We start from the raw sequence: 20,240 nt of genomic DNA, 5'->3' as shown, positions 1-20,240 counted from the left end.
ATCAGAAAGGAACAAGCGTTTCGGGATAACCGACTTTGACCAGAAAAAGCCCTTCGGCCGGAGCCTGCGCCCCGGCCATCTTTCTGTTCCTGGATAAAATCACATTTTCAAAATCCGAGACTGTTTTCTTTCCTTTTCCGACTTCCAGCATCGTTCCGACCAGCGCGCGGACCATGCCCCTCAGAAAGCGATTGGCCTGCACATGAAAGACCAGCATTTCACCTTTATCGATCCATTCGGCCTGGGTGATTGTGCACAGAAAATTGTTTACGCTTGTATGCACCTTGCTGAAACTTTCAAAATTCCTGTGGATAAGAAGCAGACCTGCAGCTTCGTTCATGGCGGCAACGTCTAGTTCCGCTTTGAGAAAAAATACCTGATCGATCAGAAACGGGTTTTTCTTCCGGCTGATGCGATATTCATATTTCCGGAATATCGCAGCAAATCTGGAATTCACTTCATCCGGCACAGGTATGATTTCACGCACTGCCAAGTCTCTCGGAATGAGGCCGTTGAGCTTATAAATCAGCTCATCAGGATTTTCCAAAGGATCAATTAAATCAAAATGCGCAAATTGTTGTTCTGCATGTACGCCTGCGTCCGTGCGGCTGCTTCCGGTAAGTTCGACGGCTGTTCTCAGAATTTTAGCCAGCGCCTCTTCCAGGACCTGCTGTACGCCGAGTGCATTTTTCTGTTTTTGCCAGCCATTGTAGGCAGTTCCTTTGTAACTGAATTCAATAAAATAACGCATGCCGCAAAAATAAGGTAAACGGCACAGATTTGCGATTTAAAAGGCTTGATTGCTGTAATTGTTGCGAAGAAGGTTAACTTTGAAAATCGAATAATATTTCCAGTATAGTATGTTTGCGGAAGACAAAAAAGAAGAAAAAAGCCTCAATTTTATTGAAGAAATCATTGAAGCCGACTTGCAATCGGGAAAATATACCCAAATTATAACCCGTTTCCCACCGGAACCGAACGGTTATTTGCATATCGGCCATGCTTCCAGTATTTGCCTCAATTTCGGACTTACAAAAAAATTTCCGGGGTATACCAATTTACGATTTGACGATACCAATCCGGTTACGGAAGATACAGAATACGTGGAAAGTATCAAGAACGATATCCGCTGGATGGGCTTTGAGTGGAAACATGAACTCTATGCTTCGGATTATTTTGACACGCTGTACGGATATGCTGTTAAATTGATTTCCAAAGGTCTGGCTTATGTGGACGATTCGACGTCTGAAGAAATTGCCGCCCAGAAAGGAACTCCGACCGAGCCCGGAACCGACAGTCCGTTCCGCAACCGCACGGTGGAAGAGAACCTGGAACTGTTCGAACAGATGAAAAACGGCGCATTCCCGGACGGAAGCAGGACGCTGCGTGCCAAAATAGACATGCAGCATATCAATATGCTGATGCGCGATCCGATTTTATACCGGATCAAACATGCGCATCATCACCGTACCGGAAATAAATGGTGCATTTATCCGATGTACGATTTTGCACACGGACAAAGCGATTCCATCGAAACAGTAACGCATTCAATATGTACGCTGGAATTTGTACCGCACCGTGAGCTTTATGACTGGATTATTGAAAAACTGGAAATATATCCTTCGCACCAGTACGAATTTGCACGCCGCAATCTGAATTACACCGTTACAAGTAAAAGAAAATTGCTTCAGCTTGTTCAGGAAGGGCATGTGCATGGCTGGGACGATCCGAGAATGCCGACCATTAGCGGCCTGAGAAGAAGAGGTTATACGCCGGAAAGCATCCGGGATTTTTGCGACCGTATCGGCGTGGCCCGCCGTGAAAATATGATTGATGTCGGTTTGCTGGAATTCTGCGTACGTGAAGACCTGAACAAAAAGGCGCTCAGAAGAATGGCCGTTCTGGACCCGCTAAAAGTCGTCATCACGAACTTCCCGGAAGGCGTTACCGAAATGTGCCAGCTTGAAAACAATCCGGAGGACGATTCCGCCGGCATGCGCGAAGTGCCGTTTACACGCGAAGTTTACATTGAAAAAGAAGACTTTATGGAAACGCCTTCCAAAAAATACTTCCGGCTTGCTCCCGGCAAAATAGTTAGGCTGAAAGGTGCGTACATTGTTCAGTGTGAAGATTTTGTAAAAGATGAAAACGGCGAAATAACCGAAGTCCGCTGTACCTATATCGAAAACAGCAAAAGCGGGCATGATACAACCGGAATCAATGTAAAAGGAACTTTGCACTGGGTTTCGGTTGCCAATGCCGTTCCGGTGGAAGTACGGCTTTATGACCGTCTGTTTGTCGTGGAAGATGTTGCTTCGCAAGAAGGTGACTTCAAGGATTATATCAATCCGGATTCGCTGCATGTTATTACCGGCTATGCCGAGCCGGCACTGGCGGATGCCAAACCCGGCGATTCATTCCAGTTCCTGCGCAAGGGATATTTTGCCGCCGACACGGAAAGCACAGCCGAAAAACCCGTTTTCAACCGAACCGTAACCCTGCGCGACAACTGGGCAAAAGCAGCGGTTAGTTGATTTTTTAAAGAAGGAAAGGTAAGAGGGAGGAAAGGAAGAAGGGAAAAAGGAGGAAAGGGTGAGAAGGAGGAAGGGAAAAAGGAGAATGGAGGGAAATGGAATTTACATGAATCGTAATTTCCGTTTCCCTTTTTCCTTTATTGCCGATACACTTTCCTCCTTCTTACTTTCTCCATTTCACCCTTCCTCCCTCCTCCCTTTTCCCTGCCACCCATTTACCCTGAATTTAATTAGATTGCTTTTAAATAAACTTGCTTGGAAAGATGTTTGCCGTTATCTTTGTGCAACAATTTCCACGATTCAACCGCATTTTTCAGTGAATACCCTAAATGAGTTGTTCAGTACTGCCAAAGGTCACAGTTTTCAATGTGATTTAACTTCAAAAGTTATTCTTCATTTTGGTGAAATACAGGCTTCTTTCAGGATACAGGATTTCCTGAATTTCCGCAGGCTGATTAATGCCATTGACATTCACAGCAGAATTTTTGATCTTTCGGATGAGTCTGATTATGAGTTTGTTGAAGCTCCAAGGCTGAATATTTATCATAAGCTGACTTTGTGTGAACTAATTCAGCTGAGAGAACTCGTAAACGGCACGTTCTTCGCGATTGAACTCAATTCCATGCTCCATGAGATTTTGTACAAAGATTCAGAATTAGTCTAAATAGCTCATTCAGATCACATTAGACCAATTCCAAATTTCTCTTTTGCCTTGCAATGATGAACTTTCGTATGATATTTGCAATTAGTTAGATATAATAAAAAGCAAGTAACCATGAAAGACTTATTGAGACAAAGGACTTCCCTGAAAGAGGAAATAGAAATATTATTAAATAACCAGGTTAAAATGGAAGCCGAAGCTTCGGCCAAGTACCTCGCAATGGCTTCCTGGTGCGATCGTAACGGTTTCAAAAACAGTGCGGCTTATTTTCTGAAACAATCAGATGAAGAACGCACGCATATGCTGAAAATCTTCAATTACATCATGACGGTCGGCGGAACTGCCGTTTCACCGGAAATTACTGCTGTAAGACAGGAATTCACCTCTTTCAGAAGTGTTTTCGAAGCGGCATTGCAAAGCGAGATCGCTGTTACGCAATCCATCAACCGGATCGTTACACAAAGCCGCAGAGAAGAAGATTATGCAACGGAATCTTTCCTGCAATGGTTTGTAAACGAACAAATTGAAGAAGAAGACAATGCGCGGCGTGCCATTGAGCTTTTTGATGTAATCGGCGAAGAAGGTACAGGCCAGTACTTTATCGACAAAGCCATTCTGAAAATCGGTTCGGATAACTAGTACAAAAAATATAAACAAGATACAAAGGACTGCGTCATGGCAGTCCTTTTTCATTTTCTATCAAACCGGTTTTCCGGATTCAACGTCTTACTGTTACTTTTTCAATAATGAATAGACTTCCGTATCCAGATATTTCCGGTTCTCATAATAGCTTTCTCTGAAATAGCCTTCTTTTATGAAATTCTGTCTGAGCAGGATTTTTCTCGAAACATCGTTTTCAGGATTTATCCTCGCTTCTATACTGTGCAGATACATTTCATTAAAACCATAATCCAGCACTTTCCTGATTGCTTCGGTCATCAGCCCTTTGTTCCAGTAATCCGGATGTAGCATATAGCCGATTTCAGCGCGATGATTGAAAATATCCAGTTTGTGAAAACCGATGGATCCGATTAATCCCGGTGAAGTTTTCAGAGAAATTCCCCATGTAATGCCGATACATTCTCTCAGGTTGCGGTTATAAAGCTCGATGATTTCACGTGCCTCTGCGATGGAACCGAGCAGCGGCTTGCCAATGAATTTCATGGCTTCCGGATTGCTGCGGAGCAGATACATTCCTTCTGCATGATCTGTAACAGACAAGGCATGCAGCTTGGTGCGTCCGGTTTCAAGGAGCGGAAAAGGATTAAAATTCAGAATTAACATACCCGAATACACATAAGCTTGTAAAATGCCGGCATGAATAATCCACGGCAGCGGCTCAACAATCTCAGCAAATTATTGTGAATTACAAAACATCCGGCGTTTTCATACGGGCTGCACGTAGTGAACAGGTTATAAAATTGGTATGGCTTTTGCAGCTTGTGGAATTAAAATAGTAGTATTGCACCAACTACCGTTGGTTTGTTTTCATGAATTACCTCGACGAATTTAAGAAGTTCATTTCCAGTCATTACCTTTCCACGGGTGTCAGATTAACGCTGGGCGCGGTTATTCCCAGCCTTATTTTTCAGCATTATGGAATCCTGGGCGATATGATTGCTTTTCCGCTCGGAACATTGCTGATCGGCGGAACAGATAATCCCGGCCCGTACCACAGACGCCGAAATTCACTGCTTATTGCGATCATCACATGCTTTGCCGTAGCACTCACGACAGGGCTTTTAAGACATATCCATTTCATCATTTTTGCCGAAATCATCCTATTCGGGATGTTTTTCTCGCTTGTTGGCGTATATGGCAACCGGGTTAACAGCATAGGTCTTATCGCGCTGCTTGTGTTTGTTTTCAACATTGACGATCATCTCAGCGGCGACATGGTCCTGAAAACGGCACTGATTTTCTCGGCAGGCGGAATCTGGTACTTCATCCTGTTTATGGTTCTACAGACGCTGCGGCCGTACAAACTGATACAGCAGTTACTGGGCGAGAATTTTGTTGAACTCGGCAAGTTGCTTTCCATTAAAGCGGATTATTATCTGGCCAATCCGGATTACGACGATCTGTTCAGCCGTATGATCCATCAGCAGGTTATTCTTAGGGAAAATCATGAAAACCTGCGGGAAATTCTTTTTAAAACAAGAGAGATCGTAACCGAATCGACCAATAAAAGTAGGGTTCTGATGCTGATGTTTCTGGATAGTATCGATTTGTTCGAAAGGATTCTGAATTCACAGCAAAATTATATTAACCTTCACCGGGCATTTGATCATTCCAAAATATTAAGGCTGTTCGGAACGTACATACAATGGTTATCGGCAGAAATCCAGCAGATCGGCATTGCCGTGCAAAGCGGCTTTCCTTCCCATCCCAAACATGATCTGGACGAAGCGTTCAACAAATGCCAGCAGGCTTTTCAAAGGATGCGCAAAGACAGCATGACGCATGATAATCTGGAAGATTTTATGATGCTGCGCCAGATTCTGAACAGTCTGCAGGATGTTACCGAACGTATCAAAAAGCTGCACCGCGCTACTACTTACGATACGGAAGTAAGCCAGGATTACAGCCTGATTGTGACAACTGAAAATTTTATCCCGAAACAGGAATATCATCCGCGCCTTCTGCTTGACAATTTGTCGTTAAAATCAAGCCATTTTCGTCATGCTGTGCGTATTACGCTCGGTTTGCTGATCGGCTATACCGTTTCGCTGTTTTTCGAGCTCGGACATGGATACTGGATTCTGCTTACGATTGTCGTGATTTTAAAACCTGCTTTCAGTATTACAAAGCAACGTAATCTGCACAGGATCGGAGGAACGATTGTCGGCGTGGTTTCGGGCTTTCTGTTTTTATACCTGATTCATGACGGCACGGCGCTTTTCATAATTATGTTGATTTCCATGATTATGGCGTACAGTTTTCTGAAGATCAATTACTTCATTGCCTCCACTGGCATCACACTTTACGTAATCATTTCCTTCAACTTCCTGAATCCCCAGCATATTACCCCGCTGCTTAAAGAACGGGTTCTGGATACCATTATCGGCTCCGTTATTGCCTATCTAATTTCATCCTATGTACTGCCCGTTTGGGAACATTCGCAGATTAATCAGTACATCCGCGCAGCCTTGAATGCCAACCGCAGGTATTTTGATATAGTTGCAGCAAAATTTACAGGGAAACAACTGGATATTAATGAATTCAAGCTGCTCCGCAAAGATGCTATCATTGCTATGGCCAACTTGTCCGACAATTTTCAGAAAATGCTGTCCGAACCCAAGCGGCGGCAGTTGCATATGGAGGAATATCACCAGTTTGTCGCAACGAGCTATATGCTGACTTCCTACATAGCATCTTTGTCAACATACGCGCAGACGCTGGAATATGCAGAGTTTGCGGCTGAATTCGAAATGATGATCCAGCAAATTGACCGCCAGCTCCAGACGGCTGCCGATTTGCTGGATGGACAGGCATCAGGAAATTCAGAGATTGCACGTGAATCGCTGCCGCAGAACCAGAAACTGATTGAACTGCTTGCCATGCGTAAAAAAGAGATCAAGGAAATGGGAATTGAAAAAGCAGATCAGTCGCCGGCACGAAAAATGCTGTCCGACCTGAAAACCATTAACGGCTTGTTTGAACTGATCAGTACGATCACCATTGACGAAATCAAGATTCTGCAAAAGATCAGTTCGGCAAAGGCCAAAATGGCAGCAAACATTGACTTAGAAAATCAGAGTAAACCGGTATGACAACATTATCAGGCACAGAACGTAAAAACATCACACCCGGAACTGCGGTATCCATTGTGTTAAAACAGGATCAGCGAAGCGGGACCCTGACTCACGGAATTGTAAAAGACATTCTGACCAAATCGGCGGTGCATACGCACGGCATTAAAGTAAGGCTGGAAACAGGCGAAGTCGGACGCGTTAAGCATATTGAAGCAGATTAGCGTAAATAAATTCCTTTCAGAACAAGCATTCGGATAATCTCCGGAATTGTTTGGCAAATAGGTTCGTTATCCTTGTCAACAGTTGAATTTTCGTAACACTAATCTTCCATCTTCATGTCTTCGCAATTATTCACGCCTCTTACTATTAAAGATATAAGTTTCAAAAACCGCATCGTCGTCTCGCCGATGTGCCAGTATTCATCCGTTGACGGTTTTGCCAATGACTGGCATCTTGTGCATCTCGGCAGCCGTGCGGTTGGAGGCGCCGGCCTGCTCATTGCCGAGGCAACAGCCGTTTCGCCGGAAGGAAGGATTTCTCCACAGGATCTGGGTATCTGGAAAGATGAGCATATAGAAAAACTGAAACAGATAACGGATTTCATTGCTGCACAAGGTGCCGTAGCCGGAATACAGCTCGGACATGCCGGTCGCAAGGCAAGTACTTTTCCGGCCTGGAAAGGCCGCGGACAGGTTCCGGCAGATCAGGGTGGCTGGAAAACGGTGGGTGCATCTGCAGTTCCGTTCCATGAAACTGAAGATGCCCCTCAGGAACTGGATCAGGAAGGAATCCGGAAAGTAATTGCAGATTTTGCCGCTGCTGCCGAAAGATCCCTCAAAGCAGGTTTTAAGGTTATTGAAATACATGCTGCGCACGGCTATCTGATCCATCAGTTTTTTTCACCGCTCAGCAATAAACGCAGCGATGCATACGGCGGAAGCTTTGAAAACCGAATCCGTATTTTGCTTGAAGTTATAGAATCCATTCAGCAGGTTTGGCCGGCAGAACTTCCTCTATTTGTACGCATTTCGGCTACGGACTGGGCTGAAAACGGATGGGATGAAAAGCAGTCGGTTGAACTTTCAAAAATCCTGAAAAACAAGGGTGTGGATCTTATTGATGTATCCACCGGCGGGCTAGTTCCTGCGGTGAAAATTCCGGTTGGCCCCTCCTATCAGGTTCCTTTTTCTGCCAAAATCAAAAAAGAAGCAGATATTATGACGGGCGCTGTGGGCATGATAACAGAAACTCAGCAGGCAGAAGATATCTTGCAGAATCATGAAGCGGATCTGGTCGTGATGGCGCGTGAACTGCTTCGTGATCCGTATTTCCCGCTGCATGCAGCACATCAGCTTGGTGAAGATATTGTTTGGCCGGTTCAGTACGACCGTGCAAAACCGGCTTTGAAATAGTTGGCCTTTTAAAATATAGTCAGACTATTTTCTTCTGTTTTCTATCTGCCGGTTAATCGGGTTTCAGTTAACCGGCAGGTAAATAATGAATGTGGCGCCCGTTCCCGGTTTGCCAATGGCATCGATCAGGCCGTTATGATTATCCACAATTTTCTTGCAGATAGCAAGCCCGATTCCGGTACCTTCGTAAGCGCTCCGATTGTGCAGCCGCTGAAAAACCTGAAAAATCCTGTCTTTGAATTGCGGATCAAATCCGATGCCGTTATCCGAAAATGAAATGTACTGATACCGCAATGCCGAATCTATGCCGGACAACGGAATCATTTCACCGGACAATTGCCCTGTCCGAATGTTGATAACCGGTTTTACCTCCGGCTTTACAAATTTCAGTGCATTGGCGATCAGGTTCGTAAAAAGCTGCTCAAACTGAAACACGATAACGCTCCAGGTCGGCAAAGTCTCGCTAGTTATAGTGGCCTGCTGCTGCTGGATTACATCACTGAGCTGTTCCTTCACATTTCCCAGAATTATGTTCAGATCGGCTTCTTCATAATGTTTTTCAACTGCGTTGGCACGTGAAAAAGCCAGAAGATCTATAATCAGCTGCTGCATGCGCGTCGAAGAAGCCTGCATTCTGGCCAGATAATCCTTGCCTTTATCCGAAAGATTCCGGTTTTCAGTTTCAAGCACTCTCGTTGCAAAAGTCTGTATTTTACGGAGCGGCTCCTGAAGATCGTGGCTGGCGACATACGCAAACTGGGCAAGTTCCATATTGGTTTTTACCAGTTCGTTGTTGGCAATCGTAAGTTCTTTGGTACGAAGGGCAACCTTGGATTCCAGCTGGTCAATAAAAACCTTGCTTTCATGAATGTCCGTACTCGTCCCGACCCACATTTCGATTTTTCCTTCTGCATTGCGCTGCGGAATGGCACGGCTCAGCTGCCATCTGTAAACGCCGTCTTTTCTAAGGAACCGATGTTCATACAAAAATTCCAGACCGCTCTTTACGGATTTCAGCCAAGACCGTACATTTTCCTGGCGATCGTCGGGATGGACAATCTGAAACCAGTTATAAGTGTCGAGCTTGTCTGCGGTAAGTCCGGAATATTCATAAACGGATTGATTGAAATAATTCAGATTTCCTTCTGCATCGCTGGTCCATACCAGCTGCGGCATGGAATTGGCCAAGGTCCTGAATTTGCTTTCGCTGGTTTTCAATGCAAGTTCCGCTTCTTTCCTTTCTGTGATGTCTATCAATACATTGACTGCACCTGTAACATCACCATTGCTGTCGTAAATCGGCTGCGGAGTGGATATAATATGCCTTAGCGATTGATCCGGTTTGCGGATAAATGCTTCCGAAGTCATGCACTGCTGGTTTTTCAAAGCAATGGCAACAGGACTTTCTTCAAGCCGCATGTATTCACCGTCAACCGTATACATTTCAAACGAACCGCACCACTGATCTGCTCCTATTTCCGGCTCGCGGCCCCATAATCGGACGGCTGCCTTGTTGAAAAGTGTCAGATAACCGTTTTTATCAATGGTATAAACGGCAACGGGCATGGTTTCGATCAGATCCTTGTACCGTTTTTCGCTGTCTTTGATAATTTGTTCGGTTCTTTTCTGCTCCGTAATGTCCATCATGGTTCCCAGCATCCGTTGCGGGATATGGTCTTCATTGTAAAGCATTTTGCCCTGTGTCCGGATCCAGTGAACGCTTTTGTCCGGATGAATGATCCTGGCTTCATAGCTGTAAGAACCGGTGGCGATTGCTTCTTCAAATGCTTTTTCCACAATCTGCGTCCTGTCTTCATGGTGAATACGACTGCGCATATCTTCATGCGTCAGCTGTGTGGAGCCATTGTAACCGAATATCTCGGCAAGTCTTGCGGAATAGATGATTTCCCTGGTTTGTATGTTCAGGTCCCAGGTTGCCAGCCTGGTGCCTTCAGTAGCGAGCGAAAGCCGGTCTGCTGCTTCCGAAATCTGCTGACGAAACCGGACCATTTCCGTAACATCATTAACAGATACCATAATGCCCGAAACACGGTTATCCATTTCCAGAATGGGCGCGTACTGAATGTCAAGATAAAACTTCCTCAGACCGTCGTAGCCGTTGATCCATGCAACTGCCTCGGATTCCCTGTACAAAGCGCCGTTTTCATACACATTTTCCAGTATTCCGATAAACTTCTGATCGGCAAGTTCCGGAAATACTTCCAGCAGCTTTTTTCCCTGAACATCATGCAGTTCCCTGCGCCAGAGATTCCGGAGCATGCTTTCATTTGCAAGGCTTATAATGAAGTCTTTTCCTTTGAGAACCGCTTTGGCAAACTGCGACTGCGTGACCAGATTCCGGAACTGGTTCTCACTTCTTTGCAGCCCGAGCCTGGCAAGCACTTGCTGCGTAACTTCCGTAGCTACAACAATGATACCGGAAATTTCGCCGGTTTCTTCAAAAAGAGGCTGATATATGAAATTGAAATAGCATAGTTCCTGCTTTCCGTAACGGCGGATGGTCACTTCAAATTCGTTGCCGTTGTATGCCGTTCCGGTATGGAGTACATTGATCAGGATCGGTTCTACATACGCACGGACTTCCGGCAGCACATCAAAAAGCAGCCGGCCTACAAACTCCTCTTCTTTTCGGTCAACAATGCTGAGATAAGTTTCATTGGCCATTTCCACCATGAAATTATATCCGTTCAGAATGGCTATCCCGACCGGAGCCTGCTTCATTGTGTTGCGGAACTTGCTTTCACCGGCTTTAATCTTTTTCCCAGCCGAAACGGCTTTTTCGGTTTGTTCCTTGATGCGAAGGTCCAGTTCCTGAAGGATTCTGTTCAGCTGCAGCAATTCATTGTAATTGATCAGCAGTTCATCCGGAATGCTCAGGTCGGGACCCAGGTTTCCTTCGGTTTTGATCTTGGCTTCCACAATGGACAAAAGCGAAGACAGGTTTTCGGCAATAAGCTCCATGGCCGGCAAGCCTTCCCGCGCTTCTTCTGCAAACCCGTTTTTATAAAGATCTATCAGTGCATTGGCAGATTCATGAATCTTAAAGTGAACCCGCTCGATTTCCTGCATTTCAGGCAAATGGCCGTAGACATGCAGTGCGTGATTGTAAATCCATTGTCCGAGCGAACAATCAAGATGAGAAGTTACAGGCTGTTCGTCGATTTCAGCACCGTAAAGGATTGATCTTAATCTTGTTTTAAATAAAATGTGCCGGGCTCTTGCCCTTTCAAAATCAAGTTCAATGACATTCATGCCCATAAAAATTTGTTCACTCATCATTCTTGTCACCGCAGCCGGTATTCAAGTAACAACGAGTGAACAAGAATTGGGTTTAATATTGGTAATTAAGGTTCTCGGCTACTGGTTTCCAGCTGTGCTTGGTCCAGTCTATATCAAGAATTTGTTGGATTGCCTGTTTCAGTTTCGGGAACGACCCCGGTTTTCTGATAAAAAAGTTGGCACCCTGCTCATGTACTTTTCTGACCATTTCTTCCTGCCCGGTTGTGGAAAAAATTACGACCGGAATAGAAGCCCATTTTTTTGTTTTTCTGATTTGTTCCAGACATTCAAAGCCGTTTTTTCTAGGCATGTTAAGGTCCAGAAAAATCACGTCAGGCGGCGGCGGAACATTGGTTTCCATTAAATTAATAAGTTCCACGCCGTCATTAGCCGTTGTTAGCTCCGTTGAAGTACTCACCTCCCTTAAAGCATCTTCGAACAGCATGCAGTCGTCCGCATCGTCGTCAGCCAGGAAAATAAACTTATTTGGTTTTGTGCTCATAATCCAAAATTAAGTAATTCGTTCGTATAAACATAATTCACCAACCGCTAAACAGACTTAACGCAGGATTTTTGTGCATTTTCGTACCAAGTTATGCAAATAAAAGCTTCCAATAAAATATTTGAATATTAAAATTCTCCTTCCAGACCTTCCTTCGGTTTCTTCTTAACCTGGTGCAGGCGATAGTTCAAAGTAAGGTTGATCTGACGCAGCCGGCCCTGCGAGTTGTTCAATGTATAGAAGTTGTTTCCCTCCGTAATAGTACGGTAACGGCGTGAGTTAAATACATCTATTATGCTGAGTGTCAGTGTACCGTTATTTTTGAAAACATCCCGGCTTGCCGCCAGGTCCAGCGTAGCCAGTGCCTTCCGCCGTCCCTGCGGAGTCTGCTGCGGGGCTTCGTAATTTCCCCGGAGCTGTACATCCGTTGTTTTCCACAACGTGAACCGCGACATCGTACGCACAAACCAGCTGTAAGTATCGCTCTGGAAATCCTCGTCCAGACTGGTTCCGTCTGTAATCGCTCGGAAGAAGTTTACGCTTCCGTCCAGTTTCCACCAGGGGTATGGCGTAAAAGATCCTGTAACTTCTGCGCCATACGCATCTTCGGTACCCAGGTTTTCAGGACGCGTGTAGGAACTTCCGTCTTCCTGTACACGCCGTATGCTTGTGATTTTTCCGTTTGTATGCCTGTAATAAATTGACGAAGTCAGCGAACCTTTTGCGAGGTATTTAATATGACCCAGTTCAAACGCATTTGTAAATTCCGGATTAAGGTCGGGATTTCCGCTCCAGTAATTCCGGTTGTCGGAATAGGTTGCAAACGGGCTTAGGTCATTGTACTGCGGCCTGCGTACCCTTCGGCTGAAACTGATCTGAAAAGCATTCTGCCTGGCAAAATCATACGTTACATGCACGCTAGGAAACAGATTGAAGTAATTTCTTTCATTTACTTCCCTGGTTTGTCTGAGTTCCGTCGTTACGCCCGTCCATTCCGCACGCAGGCCCGCCTGATACGAAAACTTGCCGGTTTTGTTACCCAGAATTCCGTATGCCGCATTGATGTTTTCCTCATACAGAAAGTCATTGGTCAGATTTTCCAGTGGCATCCAGCCGCCATCGCTGGATTGCTGTGTTACGGCATAGTCATTGGTCATATCCCGTGAGCTGCTTCTTGCCCCGGCTTCCAGCTTGCCTTCTTTCCCGAAAGGCTGAATGTAATCCACCTGAAAAAGCAGCTGTTTTTCGGTCTCGTCGTTCAGTGCACGCTGAAGAAGATGTGGAATGCCGGAAGGGCCGCCGTCCGGCCTGAAAACGTCTTCATTGTAAAACTGGTCGGACTTTTCCCAGTTGTCAAGGTAACGGACATCTGCGGTAAACTCCTGCCCTTTCCGGTTAAATGTCTTTTTATACGTTACCGAGTATTCCGAATTGGGTTCCGTTTCCGTTTCGTCCTGTGTACGGTTTGTAATGCCGGTCGGATTGCTGATGCTGTTCAGATAATCTCTGTAAATCAGGGTGGAAAAACGCTTGCCTTTGCTTGTACGCCATGTGTACGAACCGGTAAGAATGTTTTTCGGGTTAAAATAAAAATCGATTCCGCCTCTTGCGCTGTTGTTCATGCCTTTGAGGTTGCTCTTCATATCCCTTTCCATGATAATCGTGGAATCATTGCGGTACAATTCCTGATACAGGTAATTGCGCGAAGGCATGTTACGGTACGATAGTGTATAATTGAAGAAGAAATTAAGGTTTTTACGCCTGTAATTGATATTGGCCGCAGCGCCGTAATTGGTCGGATGTCCTGTAATGATGTCGAATGAGCCGTTAATGCCTTCCTTTCTTTCTTTTTTCAGGACAATGTTGATCACACCACCCATACCTTCGGCTTCATAGCGTGCAGAAGGATTCGTTATGATTTCCACGCGCTCGATCATACTTCCCTGAAGTTGCTGCAAACCGCTCGCTCCTTTGATACTGACCAGCCCCGAAGGTTTACCGTCTATCAATATACGTACGTTTCCGCTTCCTCTGAGGCTCACATTCCCTTCCACATCCACAGCCACGGAAGGAACATTGGTCAGAATGTCAACTGCAGTTCCGCCGGCATTGGCAAGATCTTTCCCGACATTGAAAATCTTTTTATCGAGCGACAGCTCCATCGAACTTTTTTCTGCCTGAACCGTTACTTCATCCAGCGTTTTCGCAGAGGCAGCCACTTTCAGTGATCCCAGGTCCAGCGGTGAATTGGCAGCTGTTATTTTTATCCCGGACGTAAACTGCGGCTTGTAACCGATGAATTCGGAAAGGGCATAATAGGAACCTGCTGAAATATCAACAATAAACCCGCCCGTTTCATCGGTAATGGCACCGGACACAAACGTACTGTCAGCAGTCCTGAAAAGCCGGATACTTGCATACCCGAGCGGCGCACTGCTTTGACCGTCAATGATTTTGCCCGTAATCTTCAATTTTCCCGTGCTTTGCGAAAAGGCATCCGGCAGCGTACAAACCATCAGAATCAGGAACCCGGCCGCGCCCAGTTTCTTTCTTAATCCCGCACCCGACTTCCATGCTGCTGTTAACCTGTTTTCAATGTTCATTCTGAATAGCTGTAATTGTTTTGTCAATAAACTGAATCTATGGATTGAATATAGCAAAGACCGTTTGCACATTTGTTTTACTCTATCTTTCCTGTATTCAGATCAAAGATTGCTGCACTTGCCTGTATTTGGCTAACTTTGCAGCCTTTTTGAAAATATCAGGCAGACCATGAAAGAAGAAGCATCACAGACTTTAAAATTAGCCATTCCCATCATTATCGGAGAACTTGCCCAAATGGCACTGCACCTGATCGACAGCGCTATGGTGGGAGCCATCAGTTACAAACAGCTTGCAGCGGCAGCACTGGTTATCAATGCCATGAACATTCCTTTTGTAATCGGGATCGGCATGACGATTTCCGTTTCCCAGATGGTTTCCATGGCCAACGGCCGCAACGATCCCAAAATGGTTTCGCATTATCTTTTCAACGGCTTCTGCCTTTGTGCGCTTACTGCACTGGCCATTTCCCTTACGCTGGTTTTCGGCAAAGACCTGCTTCATCATCTTGGCCAGGACCCGGAAGTCGTTACTCTGGCCATTCCTTTTATGCAGCTGATGGGCTTGTCCATTATTCCGATGCTGCTGTTTATGACGCTGAAACAATTTGCTGACGGACTGGAACACACGCGTACGGCCATGTTCCTTTCACTGGCAGGCATGCCGGTCAATATTCTGCTGAACTGGCTTCTGATTTACGGAAACTGGGGATTTCCACGGCTGGAACTGGAAGGTGCAGGCTGGGCAACGCTGATTACAAGAAGCGGTATGTTTCTGGCGCTGGCCGTCGTTATCCTTAAACACAAAACATTTCAGAAGTATATGGCTGTGCGCAGCACGCAATGGTATCTGAATGCAAAAACATGGCGGGAACTGCTGCATATCGGAGTTCCAAGCAGCCTGCAGATCGGGATGGAAGCAGGCGCATTTGCCATTTCCGGCATTATCATCGGTACGCTCGGTGCTGTTTCACAGGCTGCGCATCAGATTGCGCTGAGCAGTGCGTCGTTTACTTTTATGGTTTCGATGGGACTGGCCCAGGCGGGTTCCATCCGGGTAAGCAATGCATTTGCACGCGCCAACTGGGCCAAAATTTTTGTAATTGGTAAAAGCACTGTACTTACCGCCCTGATTTACGGTACTTTCTGCGCCATAACCTTTGCCGCTTTCCGGAATATCCTTCCCAACGCTTTCAACAAAAACAACGATGTTATTCAGCTTGCCGCACTGCTTCTGCTTTTTGCTGCCGTGTTCCAGATTTCCGACAGTACACAGGCCATCGGAGCCGGGCTGCTGCGCGGGATCAAGGATGTGAAGACGCCGACGGTTCTGATCGGGATTGCTTACTGGGTGATCGGAATTCCGGTTGGTTATGTGCTGGCTTTCCGATTCGGTATGGGCGCCTCCGGCATGTGGCTCGGGCTGATCCTGGGTTTGACTATGGCGTCGATTTTTTTGCTGACGCGTTTTTTCAAAATGACAAAAAGGAACAGGACCGTTTAAAAACCAACTCCCCTTTTGAATTGTTTTAAGGATATAATGATTAAACTTCGTCATTATACAAACACCGTTCAATTTATCCTTTGTCCACAAAAACAATTACGCAATGGATTTCGATTCCACTTTAAAAAACATCTTTGTTCATGAAAATGAAATTCCGGACGAGTTCCGGCTTCCTGCCCTGATTCATCAGCGTGAGTACCTCAGCAACGGCGAAATGAAAACATGGACCGGGCCCGTCCATGAAGTATTTTCACCCGTATGCGTCCAGACAGACGACGGTCCGCAGCGTTTGCTTATCGGAAGTTATCCCGTTTGCACCGCAGCAGAAGCCGGCGAATCACTCGATGCAGCAGTGGCAGCTTATGACAACGGCCGCGGTGAATGGCCGACGATGAGCGTTGCGGAAAGAATTCAGTGCGTGGAAAAGTTTACGGGTAAAATGATCGAGCAGAAAGATATCATTGTCAAGCTCATCATGTGGGAAATCGGAAAGTCCATTGCGGATTCTGCCAAGGAATTTGACCGCACGGTTGAATACATTTATGCAACCATTGATTCGCTTAAAAACCTGGACCGGGATTCTTCCCGCTTTGAAATCGTAGACGGCATTGCAGCGCAGGTGCGTCGTTCGCCGCTGGGCGTTGTGCTTTGTATGGGACCGTTCAACTATCCGCTGAACGAAACATTTACAACGCTGATCCCGGCGCTGATCATGGGCAACACGATTCTTTTCAAACCTCCGAAATTTGGCACTTTACTGCATTATCCTTTGCAGGAAGCATTCCGGGACAGTTTTCCGAAAGGCGTTGTGAACGTAATTTACGGACGCGGAAACGCCATTGTTCCGGGCCTGATGCAATCCGGAAAAATCAATGTATTAACCCTGATCGGTTCCAGCAAAGTAGCCAACGAACTGAAAAAATCGCATCCGAAAGTGAACCGGCTGCGCGCTGTTCTCGGACTGGATGCAAAAAATGCAGCTATTGTTACACCGAATGCAGACATCAGTCTGGCCGTTAAGGAAATCATCACCGGGTCGCTGTCGTTTAATGGCCAGCGTTGCACGGCCCTGAAAATTGTTCTGGTGCACAGAAGCATAGCCGATAAACTGCTGGCGCAGCTCAGTGCAGGAATTGCAGAACTTAAATTCGGCATGCCGTGGGAAAAAGGCGTCGCGCTTACGCCGCTGCCCGAAACCAATAAAATAGATTATCTCAACGAATGCATTTCGGATGCGCTTGCAAACGGTGCCGAAGTAGTGAATGAAAACGGCGGCAAATCCGAAGGTTCCTTCTTTTATCCGGCGGTTGTATATCCGGTCAATGATAAAATGAAGCTTTATTACGAAGAGCAGTTCGGGCCCATCGTTCCCGTAGTGCCGTTTGACGATCTGGAAGAAACCATCGAGTACCTGATCGAATCCACACACGGACAGCAGGTCAGTATTTTCAGCAACAATGCCGACGAAGTGGCTTCTTTGATTGATCCGCTGGTTAATCAGGTCAGCCGTGTAAACATCAACAGTCAGTGCCAGCGCGGGCCGGATGTTTTCCCGTTTACAGGCCGCAAAGACAGTGCTGAAGGAACGTTGTCCGTACCTGACGCCATCCGTGCGTTCTCGATCCGTTCCCTGGTTGCATTCAAAATGAACGATGCCAACAAACAGCTCATTAACGAGATCGTGCATGAAGACAGCTCCAATTTCCTGAGTACCAAATTTATATTTTAAAGCTTTCAAACGGCTGTTCCAGTTCCGGAGCAGCCGTTTTGACTTTTAAATGCCTCATTAACAAAGCGGAAACCTGTTCAGGAATTTCCTTGGAAATTGTTTTACAGAAAACCGGCTGTCTGTCATTTACCGGTTTCTGCAGGCAAGTACACGCTGAATGTTGAACCTTTTCCGATAACGCCTTTTGCCGACATGAAACCGTGATGATTCTGCGCAATTTTTTTACAGATGGCAAGCCCGATTCCTGTTCCTTCGAATTCGCTTTTGCCGTGCAGCCGTTGAAAAAGATCAAAAATCCGGTTTTCGTAACGCTGATCAAAGCCGATTCCGTTATCCGAGACACTTATTTTCCAGTATAATCCGTTTTTTTCCTGTTCATGCGTCAATTCTGCATGGATCTCAATCACAGGCGGTTCCTGAGGTTTACTGTATTTTATGGAATTGCCGATCAGATTCTGGAGCAGTTGCTGAAACTGAAGCGGAATGACCGGAAGCACAGGCAGCTCGGACGCTTCAATTCTAACGTTTTTATCTTCAATCAGATCTTCCAGATCCGTCTTGACATCTTCCAGTATTTTGTTCAGGTCGGCAGGTACAAAACTTGCTTCCGAACTGCCAGTATTGGAATAACTCAGCAACGCTTCGATCAGCTTCTGCATGCGCGTTGCTGCGGAAACGATCCGGTTGAAATAATCCTTTGTAATATCCGAGAAATGCTGTTCCCTTTCAAGTATCCTGCTGCTGAATGCACGGATCTTGCGAAGCGGTTCCTGAAGATCGTGCGAGGCCACATAACTGAACGACGCCAGTTCTTCGTTGTTCCGTTTCAGTTCGATATTTTTCAGCCGCAGTGCCTCATTCAGCTGGATGTCTTTCGTAACATCCTGCATGGCTCCGATCATGATCTGCTTGCCGCCTTCTTTTATAAACTTGCCGCTTAACCGCAGGTATTTCAGACTGCCGTCTTTTGTAATTACACGATAATCATTCTGTACCAGATTCCGGGTTTCCAGCGCCCGCATTCCGTCCCGGATAGCCCTTTGCCTGTCACCGGGATGAAGGAAAGAAATAAACTGTTCGAATGAAGGCGTAAATTCCTGCGGCAAATGCCCGACAAGACGATAAAGATTATCCGAGCACTCCAGTTTGTTGGTGGCGAGCGTCAGCGCAAAACTCCCGAAATTGGCATTTTCTTCCGAATGGTTGAAAATGGAATTCTGTATTTTCAGTTTCTGGTTCAGTTCCTTGAGCTGAAGATCCGCTTCAAGTTCTTCAGTTATATTTCTGGCAGTAACGGTTACGCGGTTGCCGTGGCTTTCAATGGACGCGTCAAACCAGAAAGTGCCGTTGCTATTTTGATAATCCGTAACATACGCATCCGGCTTTCCCGTATTGATACATTTTACGAGCTTCTCAAAAACGCCTTTTTCAAAGATTTCAGGATAAACTTCACTGCACATTCTGCCAATGATGGATTCAAAGCGCGTTGCATGCTGCGAATAGGTTTCTTCATTGCTGTAAAGAATCCGGAAATCGTAAATTTCACCCGCATCGTCGTAAACGGCTTCATAGGAAGCAATGCTGTTGCTTGTCGTATTCAGAATCGATTGTAGAAATTCTTCTGACTTTTTCAGCTGCAATGTCCTGTTCTGAACCTCTTTTTCCAGACTTTCAGCAAAATTTATCTGATCATGGATATCCATGCCGCCGCCTACATACCCCAGAAAAACTCCGCTTTCGGTATACTGCGGAACGCCTCTGTCCGAAATCCAGCGATACTCACCGTCAAATCGGCGCAACCTGTAATTCATGCTGAATTCCTGACGTGCGTCAAAGTTTGTATTGTAAATCTGCAGGCAGCGTTCAAAATCTTCTTCATGGACACCTTCGGCCCAGCCAAAGCCGTTTTCCTGCTCCATCGTACGTCCGGTAAAATCAAGCCAGCCTTTGTTGAAAAAATAACATTGCTTGTCCGGGCTTGACAGCCAGATCAGTACTGGTGCTATATTGGCAATTACCTTGAATCTTTCCTCACTTTCCCGGATCCTTGCCTGCGTTTCATTCCAGCAATTTTTTTCATAAGCGGATGCCGCCTGAAATTCATTGCCGAGGCCTGTCGTCCGATGATCTTGTGCATGGTTTTCAGTATTCAGCATGGCTGCACGCATACCTGCTAGCTCGTTTTCCAGTTCCACAATCCGGTTTTGCAGTGTTTGATAACTTGCATTCATACTGAAAATAGT

The 20,240-nt window shown here is 45.9% G+C and carries 14 protein-coding genes; 8 read left to right on the top strand and 6 right to left on the bottom strand.

The genetic code is table 11. The features are described 5' to 3' along the window. Window position 1: 1 nt before the first annotated feature. Window positions 2-751, bottom strand: a complete 750-nt coding sequence (gene truA / locus FEM33_RS24100; protein ID WP_139014523.1) for a tRNA pseudouridine(38-40) synthase TruA — start codon at window positions 749-751, stop codon at window positions 2-4. A gap of 109 nt (window positions 752-860) precedes the next feature. On the opposite strand from truA, the gene FEM33_RS24095 reads away from it, so the two are divergent. From FEM33_RS24095 to FEM33_RS24085, 3 genes are all read left to right on the top strand, one after another. Then, the gene (locus tag FEM33_RS24095) at window positions 861-2,534 is read left to right on the top strand and encodes a glutamine--tRNA ligase/YqeY domain fusion protein (RefSeq protein WP_139014522.1); all 1,674 of its coding nucleotides are present in this window, start codon (window positions 861-863) and stop codon (window positions 2,532-2,534) included. Between the two features lie 106 nt (window positions 2,535-2,640). Then, window positions 2,641-3,198, top strand: a complete 558-nt coding sequence (locus tag FEM33_RS24090; RefSeq protein WP_229214389.1) for a hypothetical protein — start codon at window positions 2,641-2,643, stop codon at window positions 3,196-3,198. Window positions 3,199-3,309: 111 nt separating this feature from the next. Further along, window positions 3,310-3,834: a ferritin gene (locus FEM33_RS24085; RefSeq protein ID WP_138279619.1), complete on the top strand. Its 525-nt coding sequence runs from the start codon at window positions 3,310-3,312 to the stop codon at window positions 3,832-3,834. A 93-nt stretch (window positions 3,835-3,927) separates the two neighbouring features. Here FEM33_RS24085 and FEM33_RS24080 read toward each other — a convergent pair whose 3' ends face one another. Then, window positions 3,928-4,479 carry a GNAT family N-acetyltransferase gene (locus FEM33_RS24080; RefSeq protein ID WP_139014521.1) on the bottom strand — a complete coding sequence of 184 codons (552 nt, stop codon included), beginning with the start codon at window positions 4,477-4,479 and terminating at the stop codon, window positions 3,928-3,930. Window positions 4,480-4,685: 206 nt separating this feature from the next. Between FEM33_RS24080 and FEM33_RS24075 the strand changes: the two genes are divergently transcribed. From FEM33_RS24075 to namA, 3 genes are all read left to right on the top strand, one after another. Continuing rightward, entirely contained in the window at window positions 4,686-6,968 is a 2,283-nt protein-coding gene (locus FEM33_RS24075; RefSeq protein WP_139014520.1) for an FUSC family protein, read from the top strand. Further along, complete coding sequence (locus FEM33_RS24070) at window positions 6,965-7,171, top strand: YwbE family protein (protein ID WP_139014519.1); 207 nt, start codon at window positions 6,965-6,967, stop codon at window positions 7,169-7,171. The genes FEM33_RS24075 and FEM33_RS24070 overlap by 4 nt, the downstream gene beginning before the upstream one ends. A 114-nt stretch (window positions 7,172-7,285) precedes the next feature. Beyond that, entirely contained in the window at window positions 7,286-8,362 is a 1,077-nt protein-coding gene (gene namA, locus FEM33_RS24065) for an NADPH dehydrogenase NamA (protein WP_139014518.1), read from the top strand. Between the two features lie 63 nt (window positions 8,363-8,425). Here namA and FEM33_RS24060 read toward each other — a convergent pair whose 3' ends face one another. The 3 genes from FEM33_RS24060 to FEM33_RS24050 form a co-directional block, all read right to left on the bottom strand. Beyond that, window positions 8,426-11,662 (bottom strand): PAS domain S-box protein, encoded by a 3,237-nt coding sequence (locus FEM33_RS24060; RefSeq protein WP_139014517.1) that lies wholly within the window; start codon window positions 11,660-11,662, stop codon window positions 8,426-8,428. 52 nt (window positions 11,663-11,714) lie between these two features. Beyond that, window positions 11,715-12,164 carry a response regulator gene (locus FEM33_RS24055; protein WP_139014516.1) on the bottom strand — a complete coding sequence of 150 codons (450 nt, stop codon included), beginning with the start codon at window positions 12,162-12,164 and terminating at the stop codon, window positions 11,715-11,717. A gap of 128 nt (window positions 12,165-12,292) precedes the next feature. Further along, window positions 12,293-14,680, bottom strand: a complete 2,388-nt coding sequence (locus tag FEM33_RS24050; RefSeq protein WP_139014553.1) for a TonB-dependent receptor — start codon at window positions 14,678-14,680, stop codon at window positions 12,293-12,295. A 256-nt stretch (window positions 14,681-14,936) separates the two neighbouring features. On the opposite strand from FEM33_RS24050, the gene FEM33_RS24045 reads away from it, so the two are divergent. Together FEM33_RS24045 and FEM33_RS24040 are read left to right on the top strand one after the other, a co-directional pair. After that, the gene (locus tag FEM33_RS24045; RefSeq protein ID WP_139014515.1) at window positions 14,937-16,268 is read left to right on the top strand and encodes an MATE family efflux transporter; all 1,332 of its coding nucleotides are present in this window, start codon (window positions 14,937-14,939) and stop codon (window positions 16,266-16,268) included. Window positions 16,269-16,371: 103 nt separating this feature from the next. After that, window positions 16,372-17,997 (top strand): NADP-dependent glyceraldehyde-3-phosphate dehydrogenase, encoded by a 1,626-nt coding sequence (locus tag FEM33_RS24040; RefSeq protein WP_139014514.1) that lies wholly within the window; start codon window positions 16,372-16,374, stop codon window positions 17,995-17,997. Window positions 17,998-18,119: 122 nt separating this feature from the next. Here the strand turns inward: FEM33_RS24040 and FEM33_RS24035 are convergent, their stop codons facing one another. Beyond that, window positions 18,120-20,228: a PAS domain-containing sensor histidine kinase gene (locus FEM33_RS24035; RefSeq protein WP_139014513.1), complete on the bottom strand. Its 2,109-nt coding sequence runs from the start codon at window positions 20,226-20,228 to the stop codon at window positions 18,120-18,122. Window positions 20,229-20,240: the final 12 nt, after the last annotated feature.

The sequence above is a fragment of the Dyadobacter flavalbus genome (genome assembly GCF_006149045.1).
Lineage (GTDB): Bacteria > Bacteroidota > Bacteroidia > Cytophagales > Spirosomataceae > Dyadobacter > Dyadobacter flavalbus.
This window is presented reverse-complemented; position numbering and strand designations above follow the sequence as displayed.

Coding starts and splice junctions, on each gene's coding strand:
- FEM33_RS24055 (WP_139014516.1), bottom strand. CDS start 12,164: ATGAGCACAAAACCAAATAAGTTTATTTTCCTGGCTGACGACGATGCG.
- FEM33_RS24075 (WP_139014520.1), top strand. CDS start 4,686: ATGAATTACCTCGACGAATTTAAGAAGTTCATTTCCAGTCATTACCTT.
- FEM33_RS24045 (WP_139014515.1), top strand. CDS start 14,937: ATGAAAGAAGAAGCATCACAGACTTTAAAATTAGCCATTCCCATCATT.
- FEM33_RS24070 (WP_139014519.1), top strand. CDS start 6,965: ATGACAACATTATCAGGCACAGAACGTAAAAACATCACACCCGGAACT.
- namA (WP_139014518.1), top strand. CDS start 7,286: ATGTCTTCGCAATTATTCACGCCTCTTACTATTAAAGATATAAGTTTC.
- FEM33_RS24095 (WP_139014522.1), top strand. CDS start 861: ATGTTTGCGGAAGACAAAAAAGAAGAAAAAAGCCTCAATTTTATTGAA.
- truA (WP_139014523.1), bottom strand. CDS start 751: ATGCGTTATTTTATTGAATTCAGTTACAAAGGAACTGCCTACAATGGC.
- FEM33_RS24050 (WP_139014553.1), bottom strand. CDS start 14,680: ATGGTTTGTACGCTGCCGGATGCCTTTTCGCAAAGCACGGGAAAATTG.
- FEM33_RS24040 (WP_139014514.1), top strand. CDS start 16,372: ATGGATTTCGATTCCACTTTAAAAAACATCTTTGTTCATGAAAATGAA.
- FEM33_RS24060 (WP_139014517.1), bottom strand. CDS start 11,662: ATGATGAGTGAACAAATTTTTATGGGCATGAATGTCATTGAACTTGAT.
- FEM33_RS24080 (WP_139014521.1), bottom strand. CDS start 4,479: ATGTTAATTCTGAATTTTAATCCTTTTCCGCTCCTTGAAACCGGACGC.
- FEM33_RS24035 (WP_139014513.1), bottom strand. CDS start 20,228: ATGAATGCAAGTTATCAAACACTGCAAAACCGGATTGTGGAACTGGAA.
- FEM33_RS24090 (WP_229214389.1), top strand. CDS start 2,641: ATGAATCGTAATTTCCGTTTCCCTTTTTCCTTTATTGCCGATACACTT.
- FEM33_RS24085 (WP_138279619.1), top strand. CDS start 3,310: ATGAAAGACTTATTGAGACAAAGGACTTCCCTGAAAGAGGAAATAGAA.